The organism is Rhizobium sp. CB3171, from assembly GCF_029714265.1.
GTDB lineage: Bacteria > Pseudomonadota > Alphaproteobacteria > Rhizobiales > Rhizobiaceae > Rhizobium.
This window is the reverse complement of sequence record NZ_CP121652.1, coordinates 3,662,501-3,684,600: the sequence shown is the minus strand read 5'-3', so window position 1 is coordinate 3,684,600 and position 22,100 is coordinate 3,662,501. Positions and strand designations below refer to the sequence as shown.

Sequence of the window (22,100 nt, the reverse complement as noted above, 5' to 3'; positions counted from 1 at the left end):
TTTCAACGGGAGAGTTTATTGCACAAGGGATGGCACATCAGCGCGTCGTTCGCTGCGTTTCTTGTTCTGGATTCCGAATGCTGGGCGGAAGAAAACTCTCCTCTCAACGCAACGCTCGACGGTATCGATGTTGGTGCAACGGTGGCAGAATTTGGAGGAATTGAATCGCCAACACTTAAGGGATTGGGCAAGGCAGCCGGCGGAGCCGGTATGGTTCTGGATATCTACAGCACAATCCAGGAAATAAAAAATAGCCAACAGGATATAACGTCAAATGACGTAGCCCCCCTTGGTCTGCCATTACTCGCTTTAAACCCCGTCGGTGAAACCGTCCTCACTGCATACGGCGCATATAAGTTCTACAGCTTTGTCGTTTCTCCCAAGGTTCAACAGGAAACGCCCATCAACTTCTCCCTAGACGTAGACCCGGAGTGGGAGCGCCGACTACAAGACAACTACGACAAAGGGCGGCGATCATATGCAGAGGCACAAGCGGCATCGCTGAAGCACGTGCAAGGATGGCTATCGCCAACTGCTACGAGCACCCCCGACTGCGGTTCAGCGGAAGGATATAATCAACCCGGCACTACCGACTGCGCAGCAAATGAGCCGGAGGCCACCGGCACCCAAACGGGCTGGCGGCAGACATCATTTAACGCGAGCTATGACAACCCGCCACCCCTCGCTGACCAGTGTTTCGAACTTCCCGACACCATCGAAGCCTACACGAAGATGCAGGCGCACGAACTCACATCATCCATGGGATGCACAATCACCAATCTTTCTGTGGTCAACACCAACAACTCGGTCTTCACTTACAGTTGCCAGAATACTTCGGTGAGTACGACATCCGGCTCGTTCGAAATCTATATGACGGACACCAAAATCCGGACAATACGGCACGAGCGCAATACTCATGTGGGCGAGATGGAAGAGGAAGCTTCTTATGAAAGATGCGATCTTCCTCCCGGAGCCGCGTCGCTTACCAACAGCGCCAGCGGCACGACTGGCAAACAATAGTGGAGTGCCAAAACCTTCCAACCGAGCGGGCTAAGATCGCACCCGCAAAATCGTACTTTCACTAACCCCAAAAGCCAGTGCAATCCGCGCATACGGCTCGCCGTTAGCCTTTCTTTCCATTACTTGAACCTTCTGACACGGACTCAGTTTCGGCTTCCGCCCGAACTTCACACCGCGCCGCCGCGCATCCTCGCGCCCGTGCGCGGTGTTTTCAAGAATGCGCTGCCGTTGCCAGCGGGCCGCCCAACCGACAATGAACAGGATCAGGTCGGAAAACTCCGAGGTCGTGTCGATGAACGGTTCATCGATCAGGCGCAGACCCGCGCCCGCCTTCTTCACGGTATCCACGATGTTCAGCATGTCGAGCGGATGGCGGGCAATCCGGTCGGTAACGGTGGCAAGCACGAGATCACCGGAGCGGAGGGACTGGAGAAGTTTGGCAAGCTCCGGGCGACCATCCCGGCTCTTGCCGCTGCGCTTCTCGTGGAAGACCTGTACGCATCCGGCCGCCTTCAGCTTGGCGAGTTGATAGGCCAAGTCCTGCCCCTTCGTGCTGACGCGGGCATAGCCGAGAATCCGGCCAGAAACGTGTGTATCCCTGCTCAAAACTTTCCTGAATGGCGGAAAGTCTTGAGTTCCATGAATATTGTTAATTATAGGCCGAAGCCTTTACGCCTGTTTACAGGTGGTCAAAAGTCACGACTTTTGCAAGTGGGGCGGATTCACATTCTGTTACGGGTTTGTACTTCAGTAATGCTTTAAATACTCGATTCTATTCCATCGCCATTTGGCCCTGCAGGCTCCCAGCGCCGACCGTCAAAAATCGTGATTTTTGCTACCCAGAGAAGGCCGAGGGCGTTGGCCCTGACGGCGGATTCCGCCGTCATCCCGGCCCGGAATCCGCCCCGATTTTCGCACCTGGGGGTCTTCCGTGCAGAATACATTCAAGAAATCGACATTTCTCTATATCGCGGCGGTGTTTCTACTGCCGTTCTTTGTCAGGGTGACAGGACTGCATTTTCCCATTCATCCCGCGATCATCACCGTGCCGGTGTTCGCGTTTCTGGCCTACCGCTCGTACCGCAGCGGGACTATGCCAGCCTCGGCCTCACCAACAACGCCCTCTGTCAGGGGGCCTAGCCAAACGCAAATGATTGCCATCCTGTCGGTCATCGCAGTGGTTCTCATCGGCTACAGCGTCCGCACCGGGCACCTCTTCGTGGCGGGGATCTCGAAGCCGCCGATTGAAGGCGCCTACCGCGACAAGAGCGGCGCCAAGGTGGAATTCGTGGGCGACGGCAGCCTGCTTGTCACCAACGGCACCAACACGGACACGGCCCGTTGGTCACGCATGGACGATACCCGTATCCGGCTCGAACCGGCGCAAATCGGGTTCCTCGGCCAAGTCTGCGAATACCGCTTCCGCTCCTACGGCGACCTGTCCATCGCAGGCTGCGATTTCCGCATGAACCTCACCCGTATGTAATCCGGAACCTTCCCATGAAAACCACACTGCTCGCGGCCGCGCTCGCCGCAACCCTCCTGCCTGCCTGCTCCAGTGAAGCCTCCAGCCCGTTTGCGGGCAAAAGCGAAGCCGATATCATCGCCTATCTTGTTTTCGGCATTGAAGTTCGAACCAAGGTTGTAAAAATGGCAGATGGCAGCGAGGCTGTTATTTCCATTGAAAATGCTCCAAAGCCAAGCGAGACGCCTCAAAGTGTGGGTCTCTATGAAGCCTTCAGGAGCACCAAGGGAGAGAAGACATCACTATTTGTCCTATCCGTAGCGCCGCAGGATCATTGCACGGCCCTTATGCGGTTCGAACCTGATGTGCCAAAAGACATGGAGTCACGAAGCGGGCGGGGTCGTTACCAGCTCGACTTTAGCGGATTGACCAGCGTAACAGCGCAGGAAACGGGTGATTATGGAGTTGGAGGGCCTGTCGTATTCGAGGGCGCGAAAATGAAATGCGTGTCCAACACCGAAGCCTGTGAGCTACAGAATATCGTCTTGGAAAAGGGGAAGTGGGATTACCGGTTCAACATCGTTGACAGTGCCTACGACGCCTACAAGACCCTCAATGACGTGAGTGGGCATAAAGAAGAGATTCGGAGGAATGTGCAGGAACGCCTGAATGAAGCCGTTGCATATTACCGGACTAATTTTTGCAAACAAAAGGGATGAGCACCATGAAGCTCATCCGTCCCGTTCTTTATGCCGCCCTTTGCCTGACCTTGGCCAATCCCCCACAAGGCTTCTCCGCCAGCTTCCGGGCCGGTTTCCCTCCAGCCGCCGCCCCGGAACGTGTGCCGGTCGAACTGGTGCGCCATAAGACCAAAAGAAAACCCTTACCGTTCCGGGCCGAACCAGCCCCCGGTGATGTCAACCTCGGCCCGGTGGTCAAGGCCCGGCCCGGAAAAAATGACCGCTTGGTCGGCCGGGTACCGAACTCTCAGCGGGGCACGCCCCGCGACAATGCCGCCGCCAAGGCCTTCATGGGCCTGATGCTCGGCGCGGCCGTGGGCGCGGTGGCCGGGCAGTCCGGTGGGGGTGGCAACTCCTACGGTGGGCACGGCGGCGGCAACCGCCGCAACGGTGGCGGCCCATCCTCCGCCCATCATTGCAGCGTGGACTATACGACGCCGAATCCCACCAGTCTGTATTGCCGCTAGAGGTAAACCCATGAGACTTGCCCGCTACGGCCTAGCCTGCCTCCTGATCGCAACCCTTCCGGCCGCCGCCACCCCGGCGGCCGCGATGCTGATGGAACAGATACCGACCATCGACCCGCTCGGTACCTCCTGCGCCGCCTATCTAAAGAAAACCCGCCTGAGCAGCATCGGGCGGTTCGTATTGGCCATGAACCTGCTCCCGGTCACGGCCAACAGCCCGGTCACCGGCAATCCCGGTGAACCCAGCCTCTACGGTGACCTGGCCGGGCTGATGGTCATCCCGGTTGACCCTCCAAGCTACGCCACCATCGTCACGCGCAAGCTGCCGTCATGGCTGTTCCTGTCGTTTGATGCCGACCCGGCCGCAGCCGGAACCCTACGCCGCGGCCTTGCCTTTGCCGCCCCCAGGACATGCCAAGCCGGAAAAAACCAGTACGTGCCCCTCGACGCCGTGCCGCTCGACCTCAAGCGCCAACTCCTGCGCGCCCTTATCGACCTCCGCAACGGCGGAACCGGCGACCCGACACGATTGGCATGGGAGGACTACTCGCGGATTGGCAAGCTCGCCCCGGCCAGCGTCGATGCGGAACTCCAGAATGCCGTGCAGTCCCTTCCACGCAACTAAGGACTGAGTTCTATGCCACTTGCCCGTTACGGCCTTGCCTGCCTCCTGACGGCCGCCCTTCCGGTTACCGCCCATGCCGACTCCCGCCCGCCGCTTGAGCGGCAGGCGTTCAAGCTCGATGCCGAAACCGGCTGCTTCGACTACAAAGGCACCGCTGCGGAATTCGTCGGGCGGTTCAAGCGCGGCTCCTATGTGACCGTCACCATGCAATCTCTCGATGCCATGGGCGTGCTGGTTCCTCCGTCACAGGAACAGCGGATTCCGCTGATGGACGGCCCCGGCCATCCCTTGGAAAGTCCCTTGCACGCCAAGGCTTACTGGTTCGGCCCGTTACCCAAGACCGGCCCCTACACGTTCACCTTCATGCCGCGCTCCTTGGTCGGGCATCCGGCAAGCGTCTTGATTTGCGGCCGCACATTCGCGCCGGGAAGCCCGGAGGAAGCGGCCCACAGGAACAAGGTGATACAAGAGCAAGTCGATAACGACCCGTACATGAGGGACATGCTGGAAGCGCCCAAAGCTCTCCCCGACAACTAATCCCCATCAACCTCGCTGTGGAATCCGTTCCATGACCACACACCCTAATAGCGCGATCCGTCCGGCTTCGAGCTTTTCATCGTGAAAGCGAGGCCACTGTGTATTTCAAGCCCCATATCTGGAAGCCGAGAAACTAACTTCACGTTTTTTCCAAGCGTCGAAAAGCCAGATAATCTGCAACGATGACAGGAATAACTTTTGCCACTTCTTTCAAATTATATGCATGGTTGCGCGGGCGAATATCTGCTGAATCCACCTGAAAATGAGGAGGTATTTCAGGATAATAGATATAAACACCGTTCTTTATTGAAAGAACCATAAAACTATCCTCCAATGGGCCTATGACTTCTCCATTCGTTTTGAACTTCCTGTCATATAGACCTACACCACCTGGTGTTGGCGCAATATAAAAACGCTCTTCTTCCATGAACGGCATTGACTTCAGGAGCTGTTCAGCTTCGCTCAGTCTATTCTTATAAGCTTCCGCCTCCGCAGCCTTCTGAGAATCGGTCAACTCCGGCAGCGTAGGAGTAAGCAGGCTCGGATTACGGATATATCGGTCAGACGCCTCGGAAAGAAGGTCGTCAAAGCCATTCTGAGTGGGAACATCAATCGTAAGGGGCTCCCTCCGAATGTGAAAAATGCCTTCAAGCGTTTTGGCGATGTACTCAAGATTCGTTTCCACTGAGGCCAGCCGCGCTTCAATGATCCGCTGACGCTCATCAAAAATCTCGGCATTGTTGTGCAGGAAGTCTGCGGCCGCAATGAACTTCCTCGCGGCTTCCCGATCTTCCGCTGTTCTTGTGGTAAATTCTCTGACCGCTTCGGCAAAAACCCGTGACGCGTTCCCATCCTGACTGTCGGCAAGCTCCCTCACTTTTACATAGAGCTTTTCCGGCAGCGAAACGCTCCGTTTTACCGTCTTCTCATTCTCGGATTCATCTACCATAGAAAAAATTATCCTAGTTTAGGTTGATTTATTAGAATATTATTCTATATAGATACTAACGCTTCCCGTTTTACAAATCTGCGCGTGGTCGTGCTGGCGCAGTAGAGAGGTTCGCCCTCTCGTGGCAACGGTGTTGATCGGGTTACGTTCTTTGACCGATCAACATCCTGCCATTCATACATCCCCCACCCGGTAGGACGCAATCCTACCGGGTGGGGGATACTTTCATACCGCCAGTAGGATCGTTATTTCGTTGAAATCAATGCGTTTTTTCAGAAGGCTTGGACTGCTCCCCCACGACGGAGCATTCAAACAGAGAGAAAGAACGAGCTATGAACAACACCAATCTTCAACGCATCCGCACGCTGCTGCCATGGAAACTTCCGCAGACATCAATGACCGCCGTATCCAAGACGGTCTGGGTTTCCGATGCCGAAGTGCACCAGATCTTCAGCCGCACCCGCTGCTACTACACTCTCATGAACGGTGTCCGCCGCATTGAAGCGGACGGCATTTTCATCCGCTACGAGCGGAGTAAGCAAGGGCCGCTCGGCTACGTCTACCATAATCCCCTGAACGGCGAGAACTGGCTGTGGGTCATTGGCCGCCAATCCCGCAAACCCTTCGCGCTCGCCCGCGTCAACTGAGCCGCCGAGGCGGAGCGTACTGCTCCGCCTCCCCTCACCCTATCAGGAGATTTCAACATGGCTATCCGCATCTCGGGCGCAGAAAGCGCACCCCGTACCGTTACCGTGACCGCTACCATCCGCAACAAAGCACCAACACCGAACCCCACCATCATCCACGAACCGGAGATTCTGCCTCCTGTTCGCCAAGCCACTCCATCAATTCCTCTCAACGCAGCCCCGCTCTCCCCGGAAACTGTCAAGCGCATCATTGAAAAAGCCATCCAGCACTATGACGTGCCTGGACTGTCGATTTACCCAGTACACGCAGGATGGCTTAAATCGTCTGACGGCACCACGTTTGGCATTGTGGAACATCGCAACACCGGCGTGCGATATCAGGTGATGGTCTGCCCGAAGACGTTCAAACCGAAGAACCTCGGCCCCATCGACGCCTGACCTATGACAGCGATTGCCTCCTTGTTCCTCCAACTGATGGGGCGAGTGCTGCTGATCTACCTCAAGATGATCGGGGTGATTATCAGGCTTCTCATCCGCATAGCAGGTCACATCCTTTTCGGCCTGCTCCGCTGCCTTATCAAGTTCCCTGTTCGACGCGCCGCAGGCCGTCGAACACCGCCCGTAGGGCGCCGGGACGTTCCCCGTCCCGACGCCTCCTATAAAGCATCGCGCGCAGCATCCGTCACCCGGAGGGTCGGAGCGAAGCGGAGAAATGCCCGCATTTGACGGATGCGAGCACGGTGCTCTGCGAACCATGCATATACCGGTGATGCCGGGCCAATCCGGCATCACCACCCGACATAAGACATAACACCCCTCCCCGTAACCCGGCCAACATCATTGCGAAATTCCGGTTCGTGCCGCTTCGGCAGGCACGCCGGTTTGCGCCGGATGCATGCCGCATGACAGGTGAAAGTCATGGATTTGGTCACGCTGCTCTTCAAATCCGCCTACTGGACTTTGACGCTTATGCTGAAAGCCTGCTGGTGGATGCTGAGGCTCCTCTTCCGAGTGAGCCGCAAACGCCACCGCAAGGGCGGCTCCCACGGCTCTTCCCGGTGGGCCACGCGCTGGGAGCAACTGCGCCGGGGAGCCATTACCGGCGAAGGGGTCATTCTCGGACGCGGAGCCTTCCGCCGTTTCCTGCGCTTTTCTTCGGACGGCATGGTGATGGTGTTCGCCTCGATGGGCTCCGGCAAGGGACTTGGCGTGGTCATTCCGTCCCTGTTGACCTATCGCGGATCGATGGTCGTCACCGACCCGAAAGGGGAAAACTACGACATCGCGCGCCGCCGCCGATCGGCCTTCGGCGAAGTGCGGATGCTGAACCCCACCAACCTTGAACATTCCGACCGCTACAATCCGATGGACATTATTCGCGTCGGAACACCCAACGAAGCAGACGACGCAGCCGCACTCGCATCCTTGATGATCAAGCCGGATGCCCGCGAAGCGCATTGGGACGACAAAGCCGCCTCAATGCTGAAGGCACTTATTCTGCACACGCTTCAGGAACCGCAAGAAAGCCGCACGCTGGCAGCGGTGCGCCGTCTCTCGGTCGGTACGCCGCAAGTCTTCCTGGCGACACTCGAAACCATCACGCATGAATCGCCCTCGCTTGCCGCACGCGAGATTGCCGCCGGTTTCCTGACCAGCGCACTCGAACCCGGTGGAGGCTTTTCAGCGGAGTTCAAATCGATCCTGTCCAATCTCCAGAAGGCAACAGAGCCGTGGTCGGCAGGCTCCCCGGCAGGCGTTCTTTCCTCGTCGTCCACGTTCGACCTGTCGGAACTGACGACGGAAACCTCCACGCTCTTCCTCTGCGTGGATGAGGACGTTCTGACCGTTTACGAACGCTGGCTGCGGGTCATGGTCGGCTGCGCCCTGAAAACGCTTACGCGCGCCAAGACGGCCCCGCCAAGGCGGAAGGTCGTGCTCCTTCTCGATGAGGTCGCGGTTCTCGGTCGCCTTGATCCGCTCGAACGCCAGTCCGGCCTGCTCCGCGCCTATTGTACGCCAGTCCTGATCTGGCAGAACCTGCCCCAAATCCATGAGGTTTATGGCAGGGGTGCAGAGGCGTTTCTGGCAAACGCTTCGGCGCGCGTCTTCTTCGGGGTCAACGACAATCACACCGCCACCTACGTCGCCAACATGCTCGGCAACATGACCACGCTTTCCAGTTCGTCGGGGGTCAGCCATTCCGGGGAATTGTGGGACAGCGGCAATCGCCAGAAGGGCCACTCCGAAAGCGGATATTGGCTCCTCGATCCCGCCGAAGTGCAACGCCTCCCCCTCACCCGCACCGTCATCAAGTTCCGCAATGTCCCCTATTCCATCCTCGGACGCCGCATCGATTACCGCAAGGTGTGCCGTTGGCGCGGGAAGTGGGACGCATGGCGGGGAGCATCGCCCAAGCGGCCACGCTTCCGGGGCTGAACATGGCTATCTATCACTTTTCCGGACAGATACTTGGACGCAAGCCGAAACGGAATCCCGATGGCTCTTACCGTCCCGGTTCCAACGCGGTGGCGGCTGCGGCCTATCGTGCCGGAGAGCGGCTGACCGATCGGAACACCAGAGAGGTGCACGACTACAGCCGACGCGGCGGGGTCGCGCACGCGGAAATCCTGATACCTCCCGGTAGCGCCCCATGGCTGACCGACCGCGAAACCCTCTGGAACACCGTGGAAGCCATGGAAGTCCGCAAGGACGCCCAATTGGCCCGCGAGTTCAATATGGCACTACCGCATGAGCTAAGCCGGGACGATCGCCTCGAGCTAGTCCGCACCTTCCTTGAAACCCATTTTGTCCGGCACGGCATGGTGGCGGATTTTGCCTTGCATGATCCGGTGCCGGAACACGGACAGAGCGAGAAAAATTTCCATGCCCATGTCCTGCTGACCCTGCGGCGTGCGACCGCGAGCGGCCTTGATCCGGTCAAGACCCGCCATTGGAACAGCAAGGAATTGCTAAATCTCTGGAGAAGCGAATGGGCCATTGCCTGCAACCTCGCTCTCGAACGCGCGGGAAAACGCGCGAGGATTGATCACCGCACACTGGAGGCCCAGCGGAAAGAGGCATTGGCACGGCGCGATACGGCGCGTGCGCTTGAGCTGAACCGGATGCCGGAAATTCACGTTGGGCCGAAGGCACGCCAGATTGCCCGTGGCGGGCGAAATCCGGTCAGCCAGATACGCGAGGTCAACGCATATCGCCAGAGCACCTCCGCCACGCAGAAGGCGCAACGTCGCCAGCGCAATTATCCCGTCTATGACCGGGGCGCACGACTGTCCTGGCTGGAACAGATTCTTGTCGGCAACAATGCCCAACTCAAGCGCGATCTCGTCGCCATTAATCGGCGGTTCGACCGCATGAATCGCAAGCTCGACTACTGGCAGCGCCGCACCACGTTCAAAACCGAAGGTGCGATCAAGGGGCCAAAGTTCCGGTTTAACCGCTGGAAGGCCGCTCAGGAAGACAAACAGCGCCGGGAGGAAGCCACGCGCAAGGTGGCTCACGCGCGCAAGCGATTGGAGCAGATTGCGCAATTGCTCAAGGAACTGGAACGTGCCGCCACGGGAGTCAACCGCCGCTACGAGCAAGGCTTGATCCGCGCCAAAGAGGTTGAGCGTTGGGTACGGCGAGTGCGCCACGGTGACCGCGCGGCTTCACGGAGGCGCGACCGATGGCACCCCTGAGCAAGCGATTCAGGCCGCGCGCCAGCGTGCCTGCCATCCCTAAATCCACGCCCGTAAGGGCGTTCCTTTCCGGCGGATTGCCACAAGCCTGTGGCTGCCGGAGCACCTATGTTGCGAAGCAATGTATAAGTGCGCTCTTACCCGACTGCCTATCCCGGCCTCCGTAGCCCTGTGGTTTCCCCCGCCCCTGTGTTTCTCCTTCCCCTCGCCAGGATGTCTCTATGTCACACTCTTCCTTCGCCGTTCGCCTCGTCGGCAATCTCGCCGCGTTCGCTGGCTTCGTCCTCCTCGTAGGGTGGAGCATTGACTATGCCGCCGGATGGCTCGGCTATCCGTCTCATGCCTTCTGCACACTGCTGTCCCCCGTGATCATCGTCGCGTACGAGATCGGGGTTCTCATGACCTGCATCGGGGTCATTATGTGGGTGGTGTCGTTCGGGAAGAGTGAGAGCGGCCTGAGCCTCGCAATCGGCGGCTTCCTGCTCTTCGCGTTGCCGCTCGTGCTGCCGCGCTACCTCGGCGTGGCATGTCTATTGTAAGACAAAGTGGATCGCGACCGCGCTTCGCGCGGTTTGCAGGGGGAAACCCCCTGCACCCCCGTGCCCAACCAACCCGATCCGATTCACGTCAGGGGAATATAGGACTCGCCACCATCTCTTCGGATGTCGAGGCAGTCATCGCAAAGCCGAAGAGTGCCGGGGCCACCTAACGGGCGCTCATCCTCCTCCAAGGCATAATCGGCAGCAGGCTGATCCCCGCAAACCGAACACACGGTTACGCTGCCCTCCCGCTCAACAACGTACCGCGTCATCATCGCTTGAGGCGGATTCCATTGCTCCAGGGAGGCAAACCATTCCGGTGTATGAGGCGTCAGCAATGGGCTCTCTGGAGGCAAAGCGTAGCCATTCTCATGAAGCCACGCCTTCGCAACCTGAACCCTCTGACGGTGTAGAGACGCCAGAACATCATAAAGATTCGCCATCAGCTTGAAATAAAGATGGTCATGCTGATGCGCGAAAAGCTGATAGCCCGCACGGTTTATGATGTAGCGGTTTGGCGTTCCCTCGTCCGCAACGACGCTTTGGCAGTATGGTAAGATTTGGTCAGCCGGGCCAGCGCGCATCAAGTCCAGGTCATAAATCCAAGGATTCTTCTCTTGTTCAATCTTCCAGAGCACGAGATAGCCGGAATCGGCCACCAAACGGCAAATGTAGTCATCATCTTCGGGATGCTCGATGAGATGGCCATCGAGATCATCGAAGGTCTGGATATTGGGATTCTTCTTTCGCGCCCCGTTGAGAATGGCGTTGATCGCATTTCTCATGACCTGAGTGGCATCAAGCCTATCCTGCCACGCCGCCATTTCCTCCGCTGCCACAAAAACTGTCGAGTCCGCAACGGGCACCAAAAAAGGGCTGCTTTTGAGATCGCCGGGCGCACAAAAGTTCGCATCGGAAACGAGTGAAATCCCGGCATGAGAGAAGGCTTGTGCCACGAGGCGTGAGCAGAACTGCTTCCGGGTCGGCTGGCGGGTGCCTTTAAGTTTCGTTCTCATCGCCTCGGTCTTGGAATATTGCGTACCAACATGCCCACGCATAAACATGAGAACCGCATCGAGTTGCGGTTTAGAGAGCCCGCCACGCAATCGCAAAATATGCACTGGATGGGCATCCTTGTAGAAAAGTCGCTGTGTATTCCGGGCTTGCACGCCTTCAGCCGTCGCGTCGATAACTGAGTAGCCTTCAACACAGACCATGGCGTGCGAAATATCGCTGCCGGTGGCGAAACGAATCCCCTTGCTGACCTTCGCGGCGGACGTTGTGAGGATGATATCGCCCGGCCTGAGGACTGCATCATTGATCCGCTTCATAGCCCTCTCCGATTTCGCTTGGAACAGCCAACCCTATGCCTTGAAAGGCTCCGTTTTCTCGGCAAGAGCCGCCAAATCCTCGGCAAGACGCACCGGCACATCCATGCGCTCATGCAAAATGCTCATCACACCGAGATCGCCATTATCGAGTTCCCGGAAGAAGACATAGTGATGCTCGTAGCGGCTGAAATACGCCTCGCGCTTCACATCGGCAGGAACGGCAAGGCGCTGCGGCAATTTTCGCCAAATCGCCTTTTCCTCGCACAACCGCTGCAAATGCGTATGCAAGCCGGTGATGTAAGTCACCGCCTGCTTCTCGCCCCACTTCTCAACGGTATCCCGCCAAATCTTGTCCTGCGCCGCATCAGCGCGCGGATAAAAGCGATACGCCACCATCATCAACGGCGCGTATTGCGGCGAATAACATCGTCAGCGGAAACAGCGACAAACTCGCTATCATCCGCGCGCATAGCCGGTGCAAGCTCCTTTTGGAGCGCATCCCACGCCTCATCACGGGTTTGTAGGTCGCGACGGATCAAGGCGCGAATGTATTCGCTGGCGTTCTCATAAAGGCCATCGTCACCAATCTGCTGCTGAATGTGGTCTTGCAGCGCACCGCTGACCTTCACATGAATGCTACCCGATGCCATCGGAACTATCCTTTCGTTACTTCTTAATTGTGGGTAGCGTAGCACATATTGTCAATATTTATCACAGCATGTCTCTTAAGAAGACATGCTGTGTACCCGCAGGCTTGCAGCCATGTGATGCCGCTGATCGAGCTCCATTCCGAGGAAATCACGCCCGCATTGCCGCGCGGCCACAAGACTGCTGCCCGACCCGCAGAACGGGTCAAGCACAAGCTCGCCCGGGCGACTGAACGCGCTCACAAGAGACTCCAGCGGGCGCACCGGCTTCTGAGTGGGATGGATACGGTTGCCGGTACTATCCCAGCAAAGCACGTCATCGAGCGGCCGGGTTGGCATTGATGCCGACCCCTTGGCCAGCAGATAAGCTTGCTCATGGGTATGGCGCAGGAAGCGCTGCGACGAGGCATAGCCTTTATGGAAGACAAGATGACCGACAATCCGGAACCCGGCTTTACGCCAGGCATCCATAAATAGATCAACCTTATTCCAGCCGTAGAAACTGACGGCGAAGCCACCGTTCTTCAGAACACGGTGCATTTCCGCGAACGCGGGCACAAGCCAGTCACCATTGTCATCGTTGGCGACGGTGCGCCCACGACGATCCTGGTAGCGGACGAAATAAGGCGGGTCGGTCAGGATGAAGTCTACCGAGCCGCCCGGCAGGCGCTGCATCAGGGAGATGCAGTCGCCGTACAGGATGGTGTTGCAGGCCGGGCGCATTATGCGTCGTCCCGTTCGGTTTTCGGCTTGCGGATGGTCAAGCGCCCGTTAAGCGGTAGGGCCGTAAGCGTAACGTTGATGCCTTCCCCGTCGCTATGCGTCCATCCGGCACCCACCTTCAGCCAGTGCGTTTTGTCGCCTTCTCCCTCCACGACGTAGACGGCGTAGTCGGGTTTGCTCTTTTGGGTCGGTTTCATAATCGGTTCTCCCGTTGGTTATCCGGCTGCGCCTATCGCGGCCGGTCGGGGGATTTTTGCGACCGTGTTTCTGAGCCGAAGGCGCACGCAGGCAACGGCAACACGGGAGCGTAGCGAATGGAGCGGGCAGCCGATTGCCGGCGGCAGAAACCGGGCGCATACCCCGACCGTTCCGGCCGTGTAGCGCAGTTGGCAACGGAGAATGGTTGAAACCCGCAAAGGATCACACGACCGCATTTCTGGCGATTTGTGGGGAATGAGGCAACAAACGCCACCCTCGCAAGATTGAGAAGTGGCGAAACATCGATGACGTTGAAAATTTGGTTGCGGGAGGTGGATTCGAACCACCGACCTCAAGGTTATGAGCCTTGCGAGCTACCAGGCTGCTCCATCCCGCGTCACAATCAGGGCTTGTATTACGTGAAAGACATTCTGGCAAGAACTTATTTATGGTTGTCCTAATATAGCAGAAGATGGAGAGTATCAGCCAACGGCGACACAGGAGCGCAGCGAATGGGACGGGCAGCCGATTGCCGACGCATACCCCGACTCTTCCGTTCGCGTGGCTCAGCCGGTGACGGGGAACGACGACAGGCAGCGACTCGAATGAAATCCTCTCGAAGAAACGTCAGAAGCGAAATTTCAAGGCATTGCCGATCTGGATTCTGGCAAGCGGTATCATTAAGTTGACGTGGGAATTTTCGGGGAATTTCGATGAGGTTTTTGAGTATCTGGCTTGCCATTACCGGTGTCACGGGAACTATTGTGACGTTCGCTTCTTATAGCCGACTACCCTCAGACGTATTCAGGCTCATCTATGCTCAAAGCCCTGATGGGATTCAGCTCGCTGCGGGCCAATATACAATCCAGCCTTATATATTTGCGACTGCTTCAGTTACCCTCATTTTGTGCATGGCCTTTCTCGTAACAAATGTGATCGACCAGATTCGCGGAAATTCAAGCAATCTCCAATCGCTTCGAAAAGAGCTGGCAACAGCACTCAAAAGTAAACGGCACACTGAAAAAGTCCTTGCTTCGATGAAGGAAGACGTGGCGCGCTTTGCGCATCAAAGTGACATGGCTTCGACACAAGTTCGCTCACTGCACTCTATCAAGCGCATTCACTACAAATTTAGCGTTCTTCCCAAGTACAACGGCCATGTGGATGCCAGATTCGTAATCGAAGCCACCGAAGCAATGATGTTTTGGGATTTCTGGATCGAGTCAGATGACAATGCCATCAAAGTCCAGACGATGGACGACATCTCCGTGAAGTTTGAAATTCTCGAATCCAACACTTCACTCGATATCGTCACATTTCCCATATTGGTCAGGGCCAACAGAGTCGGAGTCTTGGTTGGGTTTATCCCTCCCTTGCAAAAAGGCGCCTCTATCGAACTGGGCGTTAGCTACACATGGCCAGGATTCTTCAACACCCTCAAGCTGCATAAGAAGGATCGCGTTTACTGGGCTGCTCAAACCGCCACCCCACACCAACTGGTGGACAGCACCATCGAAATATCCTCTCCAAGGGGCCTGCCGAAAATCAAATGCAGCAACGATGGAAACAAGATTCCGGGAGAAACTCTAGCGTACAATGGCAGAACAAGAACATGGACGTACAAAGCGTCAACTAATTTCGGCAATAAGCAGGTAAACCTATCGCTCGAAATACCTTAACAGCGCACTCCGCCACCGAAATATACTAAATTCATATAACAACACTACTACAGATAGAGAGAATATGGAAGGATATATGCAAAGAAGGGTAACGCTATCTGAATCATCCAAGCCCACTCACAAGTGGGGCTAATAGGCTTGCCTACGATATCCCACGCTCTACCGGGTACTGGAGAGGAATCGGCGCAGAGCTTCGCCAATATAGCCAGTGTAAGGCTCGAACTCCTCGGTGGTCGTCATTTTAGCGACGCGACGGAAGTTGAAGGCAAACTCGATAGGACGGAGAACTTGAGCTATCTCAAAAATGCGCTCTAGCTGTGCCGGAGTTTCGAGGTCAAGCCAGATGGCGAAATAGGCATCCTTAATACCCTGATAGACCGACGAACCAACATCCATTCCGTGGTTTCGAACGGCACTATCCAGAAAGCCCGCCAAGGAAAAGAACGGATGGGAGATGACCGCATCACCCCAATCGTTGATGAGGAAACGCTTTGCATCCAAGAGGACGTTGTTGTCGTGAAAATCGCAATGCTCAAGCGTTTCCGGTATTTTAAAGTCGGCCAACGCACGACATAAGCGGCGAACCTCGTTTCCACTCCGTTGCAACTTGTCAATTTCGGCTGTTTTCAGACCTTCGCGCGCCAACAGACCGCTGTCATGAACCAGATCATCATAGAGATCGGGAAAGATGGACATCCGCCAGTCGTCAACTCCCAATGCGAGAAGCGAGTCTAAATCAGGAGATAGCGCGCGCTGAATACGGGCATATTGGCCAAGAAGCGTTCCAACGATTTGCAGATCATAGGATTCCTTCAGCTTGCCGCGCAGAGGCTCACCACCGTCAGGCATAAGGAATGCGCCAATAGCCTGATTAGCGGCAAGGACGGGGAGAATGTCGGCTGGAAAGCGTTCGGCCAGACGAGCCATCAACACCGCCTCGCGCGCATAGGCGGGTGCGCTCCATTTCAGATAGACGTTTCCCCGATCGGTGACGAAACGATAGATCTTCGACCATGGAACGGCTCGTATGAGTTCCGGCCCGCCGAGCACATGATAACTGTGAGCCGTCAGCCAGTCTTTCGCCCAATTGATCACGGAATCCATGGCGAGACTACAGCTCCAGAGGCCACCGCTGGTGCGCGTGCATGACGGTCAGAATCTCGATGTCCTGCCCAACCCGGTAGGGAATGATATAGGGAATATCCGTCAGCACCACTTCCCGCGTGCCCTTGATACGACCGACACGCCCCGTTGTCGGAAAATCCACCAGCATGTCAACAACCGACACGATGCGCGCGATGACCCGCGCTGCAGCATCCGGATTGTCCTTCTGAATGTAGTCACCAATCTCATCAAGCCGCCGCAACGCCCTCAGCGTCCAGCGAATACGTTTCCAACTCATGATTGACGGGCGGACTTGACGTATTTCCCGACGACCTTCGCCACGTCATCGTCACTGGCGAATTCGCCCCGGTTGGCTTCAGCCAACCCGGCTTCGATCTCGGCAAGCTGCCACTCCTGCTTCTCCACGAACGCCTCGATGGCTTCAGCAGCCATATACGCGCGAGAGCGATCCAGCTTTTCCGCGATCTGATTAAGCTTGTCCGCGGTTTCATCGGAAACCCGCACGGTAAATGCAGCAGTCATGGCACCTAACTTTCCTTGGTTCATTATGATTATTGGTGAACCAAGCTGGTTCGTCAAGGTTTTGCTCATGAAAGAGGACTTTCGTTGGGTGAATAGATCCCGGCCACACCGGGAGGGCGTGGCCGGATTTGGGAAGGCTAAACCTTCCATGAGCGCCCCGCCAAGCGGGCGCTACGAACCGGCAAGCGGTTCGTGGGACACCCCTTCGGGTGTCTCTTACCGGGCTGTGGAGCCTCGGCGTTCGCGGTAGGGCGGCGGTGCCGCCGCCCTATTCGCCTTCCGCGCACGGTTCACCCGCTTGGGCTTGCGTGCGTTGATAATGGAAGCATCCAACGTCGTCTTGATGTGCGCTGCGTAAAACTTTTCAATCATTTCGACGCTCGTGCGGCAATTTTTGGCAATGGCGTAAACATCTGCCCCTTCCATAAGCCGAAGGCAGATATAGGTATGACGTAGGCTGTAGGCCGTTCGCGGCTTGCCGTCCCGATCCAGCTTGAGGTTCTGCGCTTCAAGAAGATTGTTGAACATCTTGAGATAATTGCCGGGGAACAGAAGATCGGTGGGTTGCGGAGCCTTGACGACGATCTCGCTCCCTTCTTTCTCCTTCCCGCGAACCGGCTTCAACCGGTCACGCAAGCGCTCGTAGGGCTTCACCGCACCCGGCATGGATTTGCACCAGCCGATCCCGCGCTTGCCGCGCACCTCAATTTCAAGGATGCGCTCGCGACTGTCCGCGTCCTCAATAATGGTCACGTCACGATGCTGAAGCTGCTTGGCTTCGTCGGGTCGCAAGCCGGTGTTGCCCATGAACAAGATGAAGTCATGCAACTGCTCGGCTTCCCAGCGGAAGTGCGGGTTCTTCGGCTCCTTGGCGTTTTGGCGCGTAGCCTCATAAAGCTGCTTGTATTCGGCAGGGCTGAACCATGGCCGGTGCATGATTTTCCCTTGCGTCTTGTAGGGCGGCGACAGGTCGGGAAGATGGTTGAGCCACTTGTGGCGAATGGCGGTTTTCAAGACCTGCCGCAAGGTTCCCACCTCGTCATGCAACGTGCTGCGTGCCGGGGGCTTACCCGTGGTGGACGTATTAATGCGGTGAACGCGGTAATCCTGAACCGTCCCGGCATTGATTGTGGAAAGCCCCATCTTGCCAAAGAACGGTATCAGGTGGAGGCGCAAGCGGATGCTGTGGCCCTCCACCCACTTCGGGCTGCGCTCGCCTTCCGTGATGACGGAATACTCTTCCTCGAACTTCTTGGCGGCTTCCGCAAGGGTGGTTTCGGTCTTCAAAATCCCCGCCGCAGCTTTGCCCCGCAAGCCAAGATACCAGTCTTCGGCAAACGCCTTGGCCTGTTCAAGCCCGGTTTCCTTGGTGCTGGTACGGAACTGGCGACCTTTTACAGTCGCCGAGCAATGCCACATCAGCCCCCCGCGCCGATAGACATTGACCTTTCCTCCGAGGATTTCATGGCTCGCCATACCGGCCCCCTGTTCATTTTCTGTTTTCGATATGGGGACAGGGAATCACGACCTCAAGGAGCGGTCAAATCGGCGCCGGGTTTTGTGCTAGGTTTGTGCTAGGGGTAAAAACGACTTCGGCCTCCACTTGGGAGGCCGATAAAGTCTTGATAGTCTTGTAAATTTTTGGTTGCGGGGGCAGGATTTGAACCTGCGGCCTTCAGGTTATGAGCCTGACGAGCTACCGGGCTGCTCCACCCCGCGTTACCAGCGTAAACCGCGTTGCGGTTTGTCCGCCCTGAGCGAACCGTTGGGGTTCGTCGGAGCTTGAGCAAGCCGGGTTGCGGCTTGCGTGATCCGGGCAAATCCGAAGGATTTGTCCCGTGTTCCCGTGGCACCTTATTTCGGAGCCGGGCGTATAACTGTATGCCTTTAGAAGCGACAAAGGCCGCTTTTGAGCGGCCTATTGTAACACGGCTTAGCCGTTTTTGTGTCGAGAAGATTTAAATCATCGGACAAACCCTGATGGGTTTGCTCGGCGTTGCGTTTTGCAGACCTGGCAGCGACCTACTCTCCCGCGTCTTGAGACGAAGTACCATGGGCGCAGGGGCGTTTCACGGCCGTGTTCGGAAAGGGAACGGGTGCAGCCACCCCGCCATAACCACCAGGTCAGCGAAGCGCAACGTTTGAGAAGCTGGTGAAGAGAGGATGGAGGCAATAGCCTTCATGTCTCTTGTCTTTTTTTGAACACGTCAGATGCATCGTGTGATGAACACAAGCAATGGGAACGATCAAGCCAATCGAGCTATTAGTACCGGTAAGCTTCATGCGTTGCCGCACTTCCACACCCGGCCTATCAACGTGGTCGTCTACCACGGCTCTGATAGGGAACACTCGTTTTCAGGTGGGTTTCCCGCTTAGATGCCTTCAGCGGTTATCCCTTCCATATATAGCTACCCTGCTATGCCCTTGGCAGGACAACAGGTCCACCAGAGATATGTCCATCCCGGTCCTCTCGTACTAGGGACAGATCCTGTCAATATTCCTACACCCACGGCAGATAGGGACCGAACTGTCTCACGACGTTCTGAACCCAGCTCACGTACCGCTTTAATTGGCGAACAGCCAAACCCTTGGGACCTGCTCCAGCCCCAGGATGCGATGAGCCGACATCGAGGTGCCAAACAACCCCGTCGATATGGACTCTTGGGGGTCATCAGCCTGTTATCCCCGGCGTACCTTTTATCCGTTGAGCGATGGCCCTTCCACGCGGGACCACCGGATCACTATGACCGACTTTCGTCTCTGCTCGACTTGTCAGTCTCGCAGTCAGGCGGGCTTATGCCATTGCACTCGACGACCGATTTCCGACCGGTCTGAGCCCACCATCGCGCGCCTCCGTTACTCTTTCGGAGGCGACCGCCCCAGTCAAACTACCCACCATACACTGTCCCGGATCCGGATGACGGACCGCGGTTAGACATCCATGACGATAAGGGTGGTATTTCAAGGATGGCTCCACAAGAACTGGCGTCCCTGCTTCAAAGCCTACCACCTATCCTACACATGCCGACACGAATGCCAGTGTAAAGCTATAGTAAAGGTGCACGGGGTCTTTCCGTCTGACCGCAGGAACCCCGCATCTTCACGGGGAATTCAATTTCACTGAGTCTATGTTGGAGACAGCGGGGAAGTCGTTACGCCATTCGTGCAGGTCGGAACTTACCCGACAAGGAATTTCGCTACCTTAGGACCGTTATAGTTACGGCCGCCGTTTACTGGGGCTTCGATTCAGAGCTTGCACCCCTCCTCTTAACCTTCCAGCACCGGGCAGGCGTCAGACCCTATACGTCGTCTTGCGACTTCGCAGAGCCCTGTGTTTTTGGTAAACAGTCGCTACCCCCTGGTCTGTGCCACCCTCACATGCTTGCGCACATAAGGGTCACGCTTCTTCCGAAGTTACGCGTGCAATTTGCCGAGTTCCTTCAACATAGTTCTCTCAAGCGCCTTGGTATACTCTACCTGACCACCTGTGTCGGTTTCGGGTACGGTCTATACGGTGGAGCTATTTCCTGGAACCGCGTCCCTGCAAGATCAATCCAATAAGACCTTACAAGTTAAGCAATCCGTCACTACCACCAGGCCCACGAATATTAACGTGGTTCCCATCGACTACGCGTGTCCGCCTCGTCTTAGGGGCCGGCTAACCCTGCTCAGATTAACTTTAAGCAGGAACCCTTGGTCTTTCGGCGAGAGGGTCTCTCACCCTCTTTATCGTTACTCATGTCAACATTCGCACTTCCGATACCTCCAGGATGCCTCACGGCTGTCCCTTCACAGGCTTACGGAACGCTCCGCTACCACTCCTCAAAGAGGAATCCTCAGCTTCGGTGCATGGCTTTAGCCCCGTTACATTTTCGGCGCAAAGACCCTTGACTAGACCAGTGAGCTGTTACGCTTTCTTTAAATGATGGCTGCTTCTAAGCCAACATCCTGGTTGTTTTGGGATCCTCACATCCTTTCCCACTTAGCCATGACTTGGGGACCTTAGCTGGAGGTTAGGGTTGTTGCCCTTTTCACGACGGACGTTAGCACCCGCCGTGTGTCTGCCGAGTAGTACTTCCCGGTATTCGGAGTTTGGTTAGGATCAGTAAGACGGTGAGTCCCCATAGCCCATCCAGTGCTCTACCCCCGGGAGTATTCGCTCGACGCTCTACCTAAATAGATTTCGCGGAGAACCAGCTATTTCCGAGTTTGATTGGCCTTTCACCCCTAGCCACAAGTCATCCCAATCTATTGCAACAGATGCGGGTTCGGTCCTCCAGTTGGTGTTACCCAACCTTCAACCTGCTCATGGCTAGATCACTCGGTTTCGGGTCTAATGCAACAAACTATATCGCCCTATTCAGACTCGCTTTCGCTTCGCCTACACCTACCGGCTTAAGCTTGCTTGTTACACTAAGTCGTTGACCCATTATACAAAAGGTACGCCGTCACCCTTGCGGGCTCCGACTGTTTGTAGGCATCCAGTTTCAGGTTCTATTTCACTCCCCTTGTCGGGGTGCTTTTCACCTTTCCCTCACGGTACTGGTTCGCTATCGGTCATGCACGAGTACTTAGGCTTGGAGAGTGGTCTCCCCATGTTCAGACAGGATTTCTCGTGTCCCGCCCTACTCTAGGACAATGAATGTATCTACGCGTACGGGGCTGTCACCCTCTACGGCAAACCTTTCCAGGTTCTTCCACTTTAACACTCATTGCCACTGGCCTGGTCCGCGTTCGCTCGCCACTACTTGCGGAGTCTCGGTTGATGTCCTTTCCTGCAGGTACTTAGATGTTTCAGTTCCCTGCGTTCGCTTCTTACACCCTATTTTATTCAGGTGAAGATACCTCATAACAATGCTTAGAAACCAAGCGCGTCTTCGACGCGCTTCCAGGCAATAGGTCTTAGGCAGTAGGCAATAGTTTCTCTTTCAATCCACTACTGCCCATTGCCCATTGGCTATTGCCTCGCGCCTCGCGGCGCGCTTGATTTTCTAAGCATTTAAGGTGGGTTGCCCCATTCGGAGATCCATGGATCAAAGCTTATTCGCAGCTCCCCACGGCTTTTCGCAGCGTATCACGTCCTTCATCGCCTGTGCATGCCTAGGCATCCACTAAATGCCCTTACGACACTTGATCGTTCTCATTGCCAATGCTCATCATTTGCTTGGATTTGGAATTCCTATCCTCC

23 protein-coding genes, 2 tRNA genes and 2 rRNA genes are annotated in these 22,100 nt (G+C 56.3%); 12 read left to right on the top strand and 15 right to left on the bottom strand.

The window, feature by feature from the left end; genetic code table 11:
* Nucleotides 1-18 precede the first annotated feature (18 nt).
* A complete protein-coding gene (locus tag QA648_RS17875) occupies nucleotides 19-1,020 on the top strand; it encodes a hypothetical protein (RefSeq protein WP_283048425.1) in 1,002 nt (333 codons plus the stop codon).
* 30 nt (nucleotides 1,021-1,050) lie between these two features.
* Here the strand turns inward: QA648_RS17875 and QA648_RS17870 are convergent, their stop codons facing one another.
* Nucleotides 1,051-1,557, bottom strand: coding sequence for a recombinase family protein (locus tag QA648_RS17870; RefSeq protein WP_283048423.1), 507 nt, complete (start codon nucleotides 1,555-1,557; stop codon nucleotides 1,051-1,053).
* A gap of 394 nt (nucleotides 1,558-1,951) precedes the next feature.
* Here QA648_RS17870 and QA648_RS17865 point away from each other — a divergent pair, with 394 nt between their 5' ends.
* Genes QA648_RS17865 through QA648_RS17845 form a run of 5 tightly spaced genes read left to right on the top strand, consistent with a single transcriptional unit; the run spans nucleotide 1,952 to nucleotide 4,854 of the window.
* Nucleotides 1,952-2,506: a hypothetical protein gene (locus QA648_RS17865; protein ID WP_283048421.1), complete on the top strand. Its 555-nt coding sequence runs from the start codon at nucleotides 1,952-1,954 to the stop codon at nucleotides 2,504-2,506.
* Nucleotides 2,507-2,520: 14 nt separating this feature from the next.
* Entirely contained in the window at nucleotides 2,521-3,204 is a 684-nt protein-coding gene (locus tag QA648_RS17860) for a hypothetical protein (protein ID WP_283048419.1), read from the top strand.
* Complete coding sequence (locus QA648_RS17855; RefSeq protein ID WP_283048417.1) at nucleotides 3,186-3,692, top strand: hypothetical protein; 507 nt, start codon at nucleotides 3,186-3,188, stop codon at nucleotides 3,690-3,692. The genes QA648_RS17860 and QA648_RS17855 overlap by 19 nt, the downstream gene beginning before the upstream one ends.
* 10 nt (nucleotides 3,693-3,702) lie before the next feature.
* A complete protein-coding gene (locus QA648_RS17850; protein ID WP_283048415.1) occupies nucleotides 3,703-4,317 on the top strand; it encodes a hypothetical protein in 615 nt (204 codons plus the stop codon).
* A gap of 12 nt (nucleotides 4,318-4,329) precedes the next feature.
* Entirely contained in the window at nucleotides 4,330-4,854 is a 525-nt protein-coding gene (locus QA648_RS17845; protein WP_283048413.1) for a hypothetical protein, read from the top strand.
* Nucleotides 4,855-4,993: 139 nt separating this feature from the next.
* On the opposite strand, the gene QA648_RS17840 is transcribed toward QA648_RS17845, so the two are convergent.
* Entirely contained in the window at nucleotides 4,994-5,803 is an 810-nt protein-coding gene (locus QA648_RS17840; protein ID WP_283048411.1) for a hypothetical protein, read from the bottom strand.
* A 332-nt stretch (nucleotides 5,804-6,135) separates the two neighbouring features.
* On the opposite strand from QA648_RS17840, the gene QA648_RS17835 reads away from it, so the two are divergent.
* The 5 genes from QA648_RS17835 (at nucleotide 6,136) to QA648_RS17815 (ending at nucleotide 10,687) form a co-directional block, all read left to right on the top strand.
* Nucleotides 6,136-6,450 carry a hypothetical protein gene (locus QA648_RS17835; protein ID WP_283048409.1) on the top strand — a complete coding sequence of 105 codons (315 nt, stop codon included), beginning with the start codon at nucleotides 6,136-6,138 and terminating at the stop codon, nucleotides 6,448-6,450.
* Between the two features lie 57 nt (nucleotides 6,451-6,507).
* Complete coding sequence (locus QA648_RS17830; protein ID WP_283048407.1) at nucleotides 6,508-6,888, top strand: hypothetical protein; 381 nt, start codon at nucleotides 6,508-6,510, stop codon at nucleotides 6,886-6,888.
* A gap of 480 nt (nucleotides 6,889-7,368) precedes the next feature.
* Nucleotides 7,369-8,886: a type IV secretory system conjugative DNA transfer family protein gene (locus QA648_RS17825; RefSeq protein WP_283048406.1), complete on the top strand. Its 1,518-nt coding sequence runs from the start codon at nucleotides 7,369-7,371 to the stop codon at nucleotides 8,884-8,886.
* The gene (gene mobQ / locus QA648_RS17820; RefSeq protein ID WP_283048404.1) at nucleotides 8,844-10,148 is read left to right on the top strand and encodes a MobQ family relaxase; all 1,305 of its coding nucleotides are present in this window, start codon (nucleotides 8,844-8,846) and stop codon (nucleotides 10,146-10,148) included. The genes QA648_RS17825 and mobQ overlap by 43 nt, the downstream gene beginning before the upstream one ends.
* Nucleotides 10,149-10,369: 221 nt before the next feature.
* Nucleotides 10,370-10,687, top strand: coding sequence for a hypothetical protein (locus tag QA648_RS17815; RefSeq protein ID WP_283048402.1), 318 nt, complete (start codon nucleotides 10,370-10,372; stop codon nucleotides 10,685-10,687).
* An 83-nt stretch (nucleotides 10,688-10,770) separates the two neighbouring features.
* Here the strand turns inward: QA648_RS17815 and QA648_RS17810 are convergent, their stop codons facing one another.
* The 6 genes from QA648_RS17810 to QA648_RS17785 all read right to left on the bottom strand — a co-directional run bounded on the left by QA648_RS17810 (nucleotide 10,771) and on the right by QA648_RS17785 (nucleotide 13,983).
* On the bottom strand, nucleotides 10,771-12,018 hold the full coding sequence (locus QA648_RS17810) for a YiiX/YebB-like N1pC/P60 family cysteine hydrolase (RefSeq protein WP_283048401.1): 1,248 nt from the start codon (nucleotides 12,016-12,018) through the stop codon (nucleotides 10,771-10,773).
* 33 nt (nucleotides 12,019-12,051) lie between these two features.
* Nucleotides 12,052-12,414, bottom strand: coding sequence for a type II toxin-antitoxin system RelE/ParE family toxin (locus QA648_RS17805; protein WP_283051402.1), 363 nt, complete (start codon nucleotides 12,412-12,414; stop codon nucleotides 12,052-12,054).
* 2 nt (nucleotides 12,415-12,416) lie between these two features.
* A complete protein-coding gene (locus QA648_RS17800) occupies nucleotides 12,417-12,668 on the bottom strand; it encodes a transcriptional regulator (RefSeq protein WP_283048399.1) in 252 nt (83 codons plus the stop codon).
* Between the two features lie 75 nt (nucleotides 12,669-12,743).
* Nucleotides 12,744-13,388, bottom strand: a complete 645-nt coding sequence (locus QA648_RS17795; protein ID WP_283048397.1) for a DNA methyltransferase — start codon at nucleotides 13,386-13,388, stop codon at nucleotides 12,744-12,746.
* The gene (locus tag QA648_RS17790) at nucleotides 13,388-13,585 is read right to left on the bottom strand and encodes a hypothetical protein (RefSeq protein WP_283048395.1); all 198 of its coding nucleotides are present in this window, start codon (nucleotides 13,583-13,585) and stop codon (nucleotides 13,388-13,390) included. The genes QA648_RS17795 and QA648_RS17790 overlap by 1 nt, the downstream gene beginning before the upstream one ends.
* A 321-nt stretch (nucleotides 13,586-13,906) precedes the next feature.
* Nucleotides 13,907-13,983, bottom strand: a tRNA-Met gene (locus QA648_RS17785).
* 316 nt (nucleotides 13,984-14,299) lie between these two features.
* Between QA648_RS17785 and QA648_RS17780 the strand changes: the two genes are divergently transcribed.
* Complete coding sequence (locus tag QA648_RS17780) at nucleotides 14,300-15,265, top strand: hypothetical protein (protein ID WP_283048394.1); 966 nt, start codon at nucleotides 14,300-14,302, stop codon at nucleotides 15,263-15,265.
* A 159-nt stretch (nucleotides 15,266-15,424) separates the two neighbouring features.
* On the opposite strand, the gene QA648_RS17775 is transcribed toward QA648_RS17780, so the two are convergent.
* The 7 genes from QA648_RS17775 to QA648_RS17745 form a co-directional block, all read right to left on the bottom strand.
* Complete coding sequence (locus QA648_RS17775; protein ID WP_283048392.1) at nucleotides 15,425-16,369, bottom strand: aminoglycoside phosphotransferase family protein; 945 nt, start codon at nucleotides 16,367-16,369, stop codon at nucleotides 15,425-15,427.
* Between the two features lie 7 nt (nucleotides 16,370-16,376).
* Nucleotides 16,377-16,667, bottom strand: a complete 291-nt coding sequence (locus QA648_RS17770; RefSeq protein WP_283048390.1) for a type II toxin-antitoxin system RelE/ParE family toxin — start codon at nucleotides 16,665-16,667, stop codon at nucleotides 16,377-16,379.
* Nucleotides 16,664-16,912: a CopG family ribbon-helix-helix protein gene (locus QA648_RS17765; protein ID WP_283048388.1), complete on the bottom strand. Its 249-nt coding sequence runs from the start codon at nucleotides 16,910-16,912 to the stop codon at nucleotides 16,664-16,666. Before QA648_RS17765 ends, QA648_RS17770 begins: the two co-directional genes overlap by 4 nt.
* Nucleotides 16,913-17,128: 216 nt before the next feature.
* The gene (locus tag QA648_RS17760; RefSeq protein ID WP_283048386.1) at nucleotides 17,129-18,388 is read right to left on the bottom strand and encodes a site-specific integrase; all 1,260 of its coding nucleotides are present in this window, start codon (nucleotides 18,386-18,388) and stop codon (nucleotides 17,129-17,131) included.
* A gap of 166 nt (nucleotides 18,389-18,554) precedes the next feature.
* A tRNA-Met gene (locus QA648_RS17755) sits at nucleotides 18,555-18,631 on the bottom strand.
* A gap of 290 nt (nucleotides 18,632-18,921) precedes the next feature.
* A 5S ribosomal RNA gene (gene rrf / locus QA648_RS17750) occupies nucleotides 18,922-19,036 on the bottom strand.
* 118 nt (nucleotides 19,037-19,154) lie between these two features.
* Nucleotides 19,155-22,048 (bottom strand): 23S ribosomal RNA (locus QA648_RS17745).
* Nucleotides 22,049-22,100: the final 52 nt, after the last annotated feature.

Coding starts and splice junctions, on each gene's coding strand:
- QA648_RS17860 (WP_283048419.1), top strand. CDS start 2,521: ATGAAAACCACACTGCTCGCGGCCGCGCTCGCCGCAACCCTCCTGCCT.
- QA648_RS17850 (WP_283048415.1), top strand. CDS start 3,703: ATGAGACTTGCCCGCTACGGCCTAGCCTGCCTCCTGATCGCAACCCTT.
- QA648_RS17845 (WP_283048413.1), top strand. CDS start 4,330: ATGCCACTTGCCCGTTACGGCCTTGCCTGCCTCCTGACGGCCGCCCTT.
- QA648_RS17840 (WP_283048411.1), bottom strand. CDS start 5,803: ATGGTAGATGAATCCGAGAATGAGAAGACGGTAAAACGGAGCGTTTCG.
- QA648_RS17835 (WP_283048409.1), top strand. CDS start 6,136: ATGAACAACACCAATCTTCAACGCATCCGCACGCTGCTGCCATGGAAA.
- QA648_RS17830 (WP_283048407.1), top strand. CDS start 6,508: ATGGCTATCCGCATCTCGGGCGCAGAAAGCGCACCCCGTACCGTTACC.
- QA648_RS17825 (WP_283048406.1), top strand. CDS start 7,369: ATGGATTTGGTCACGCTGCTCTTCAAATCCGCCTACTGGACTTTGACG.
- mobQ (WP_283048404.1), top strand. CDS start 8,844: ATGGCGGGGAGCATCGCCCAAGCGGCCACGCTTCCGGGGCTGAACATG.
- QA648_RS17815 (WP_283048402.1), top strand. CDS start 10,370: ATGTCACACTCTTCCTTCGCCGTTCGCCTCGTCGGCAATCTCGCCGCG.
- QA648_RS17810 (WP_283048401.1), bottom strand. CDS start 12,018: ATGAAGCGGATCAATGATGCAGTCCTCAGGCCGGGCGATATCATCCTC.
- QA648_RS17805 (WP_283051402.1), bottom strand. CDS start 12,414: ATGGTGGCGTATCGCTTTTATCCGCGCGCTGATGCGGCGCAGGACAAG.
- QA648_RS17800 (WP_283048399.1), bottom strand. CDS start 12,668: ATGGCATCGGGTAGCATTCATGTGAAGGTCAGCGGTGCGCTGCAAGAC.
- QA648_RS17795 (WP_283048397.1), bottom strand. CDS start 13,388: ATGCGCCCGGCCTGCAACACCATCCTGTACGGCGACTGCATCTCCCTG.
- QA648_RS17790 (WP_283048395.1), bottom strand. CDS start 13,585: ATGAAACCGACCCAAAAGAGCAAACCCGACTACGCCGTCTACGTCGTG.
- QA648_RS17780 (WP_283048394.1), top strand. CDS start 14,300: ATGAGGTTTTTGAGTATCTGGCTTGCCATTACCGGTGTCACGGGAACT.
- QA648_RS17775 (WP_283048392.1), bottom strand. CDS start 16,369: ATGGATTCCGTGATCAATTGGGCGAAAGACTGGCTGACGGCTCACAGT.
- QA648_RS17770 (WP_283048390.1), bottom strand. CDS start 16,667: ATGAGTTGGAAACGTATTCGCTGGACGCTGAGGGCGTTGCGGCGGCTT.
- QA648_RS17765 (WP_283048388.1), bottom strand. CDS start 16,912: ATGACTGCTGCATTTACCGTGCGGGTTTCCGATGAAACCGCGGACAAG.
- QA648_RS17760 (WP_283048386.1), bottom strand. CDS start 18,388: ATGGCGAGCCATGAAATCCTCGGAGGAAAGGTCAATGTCTATCGGCGC.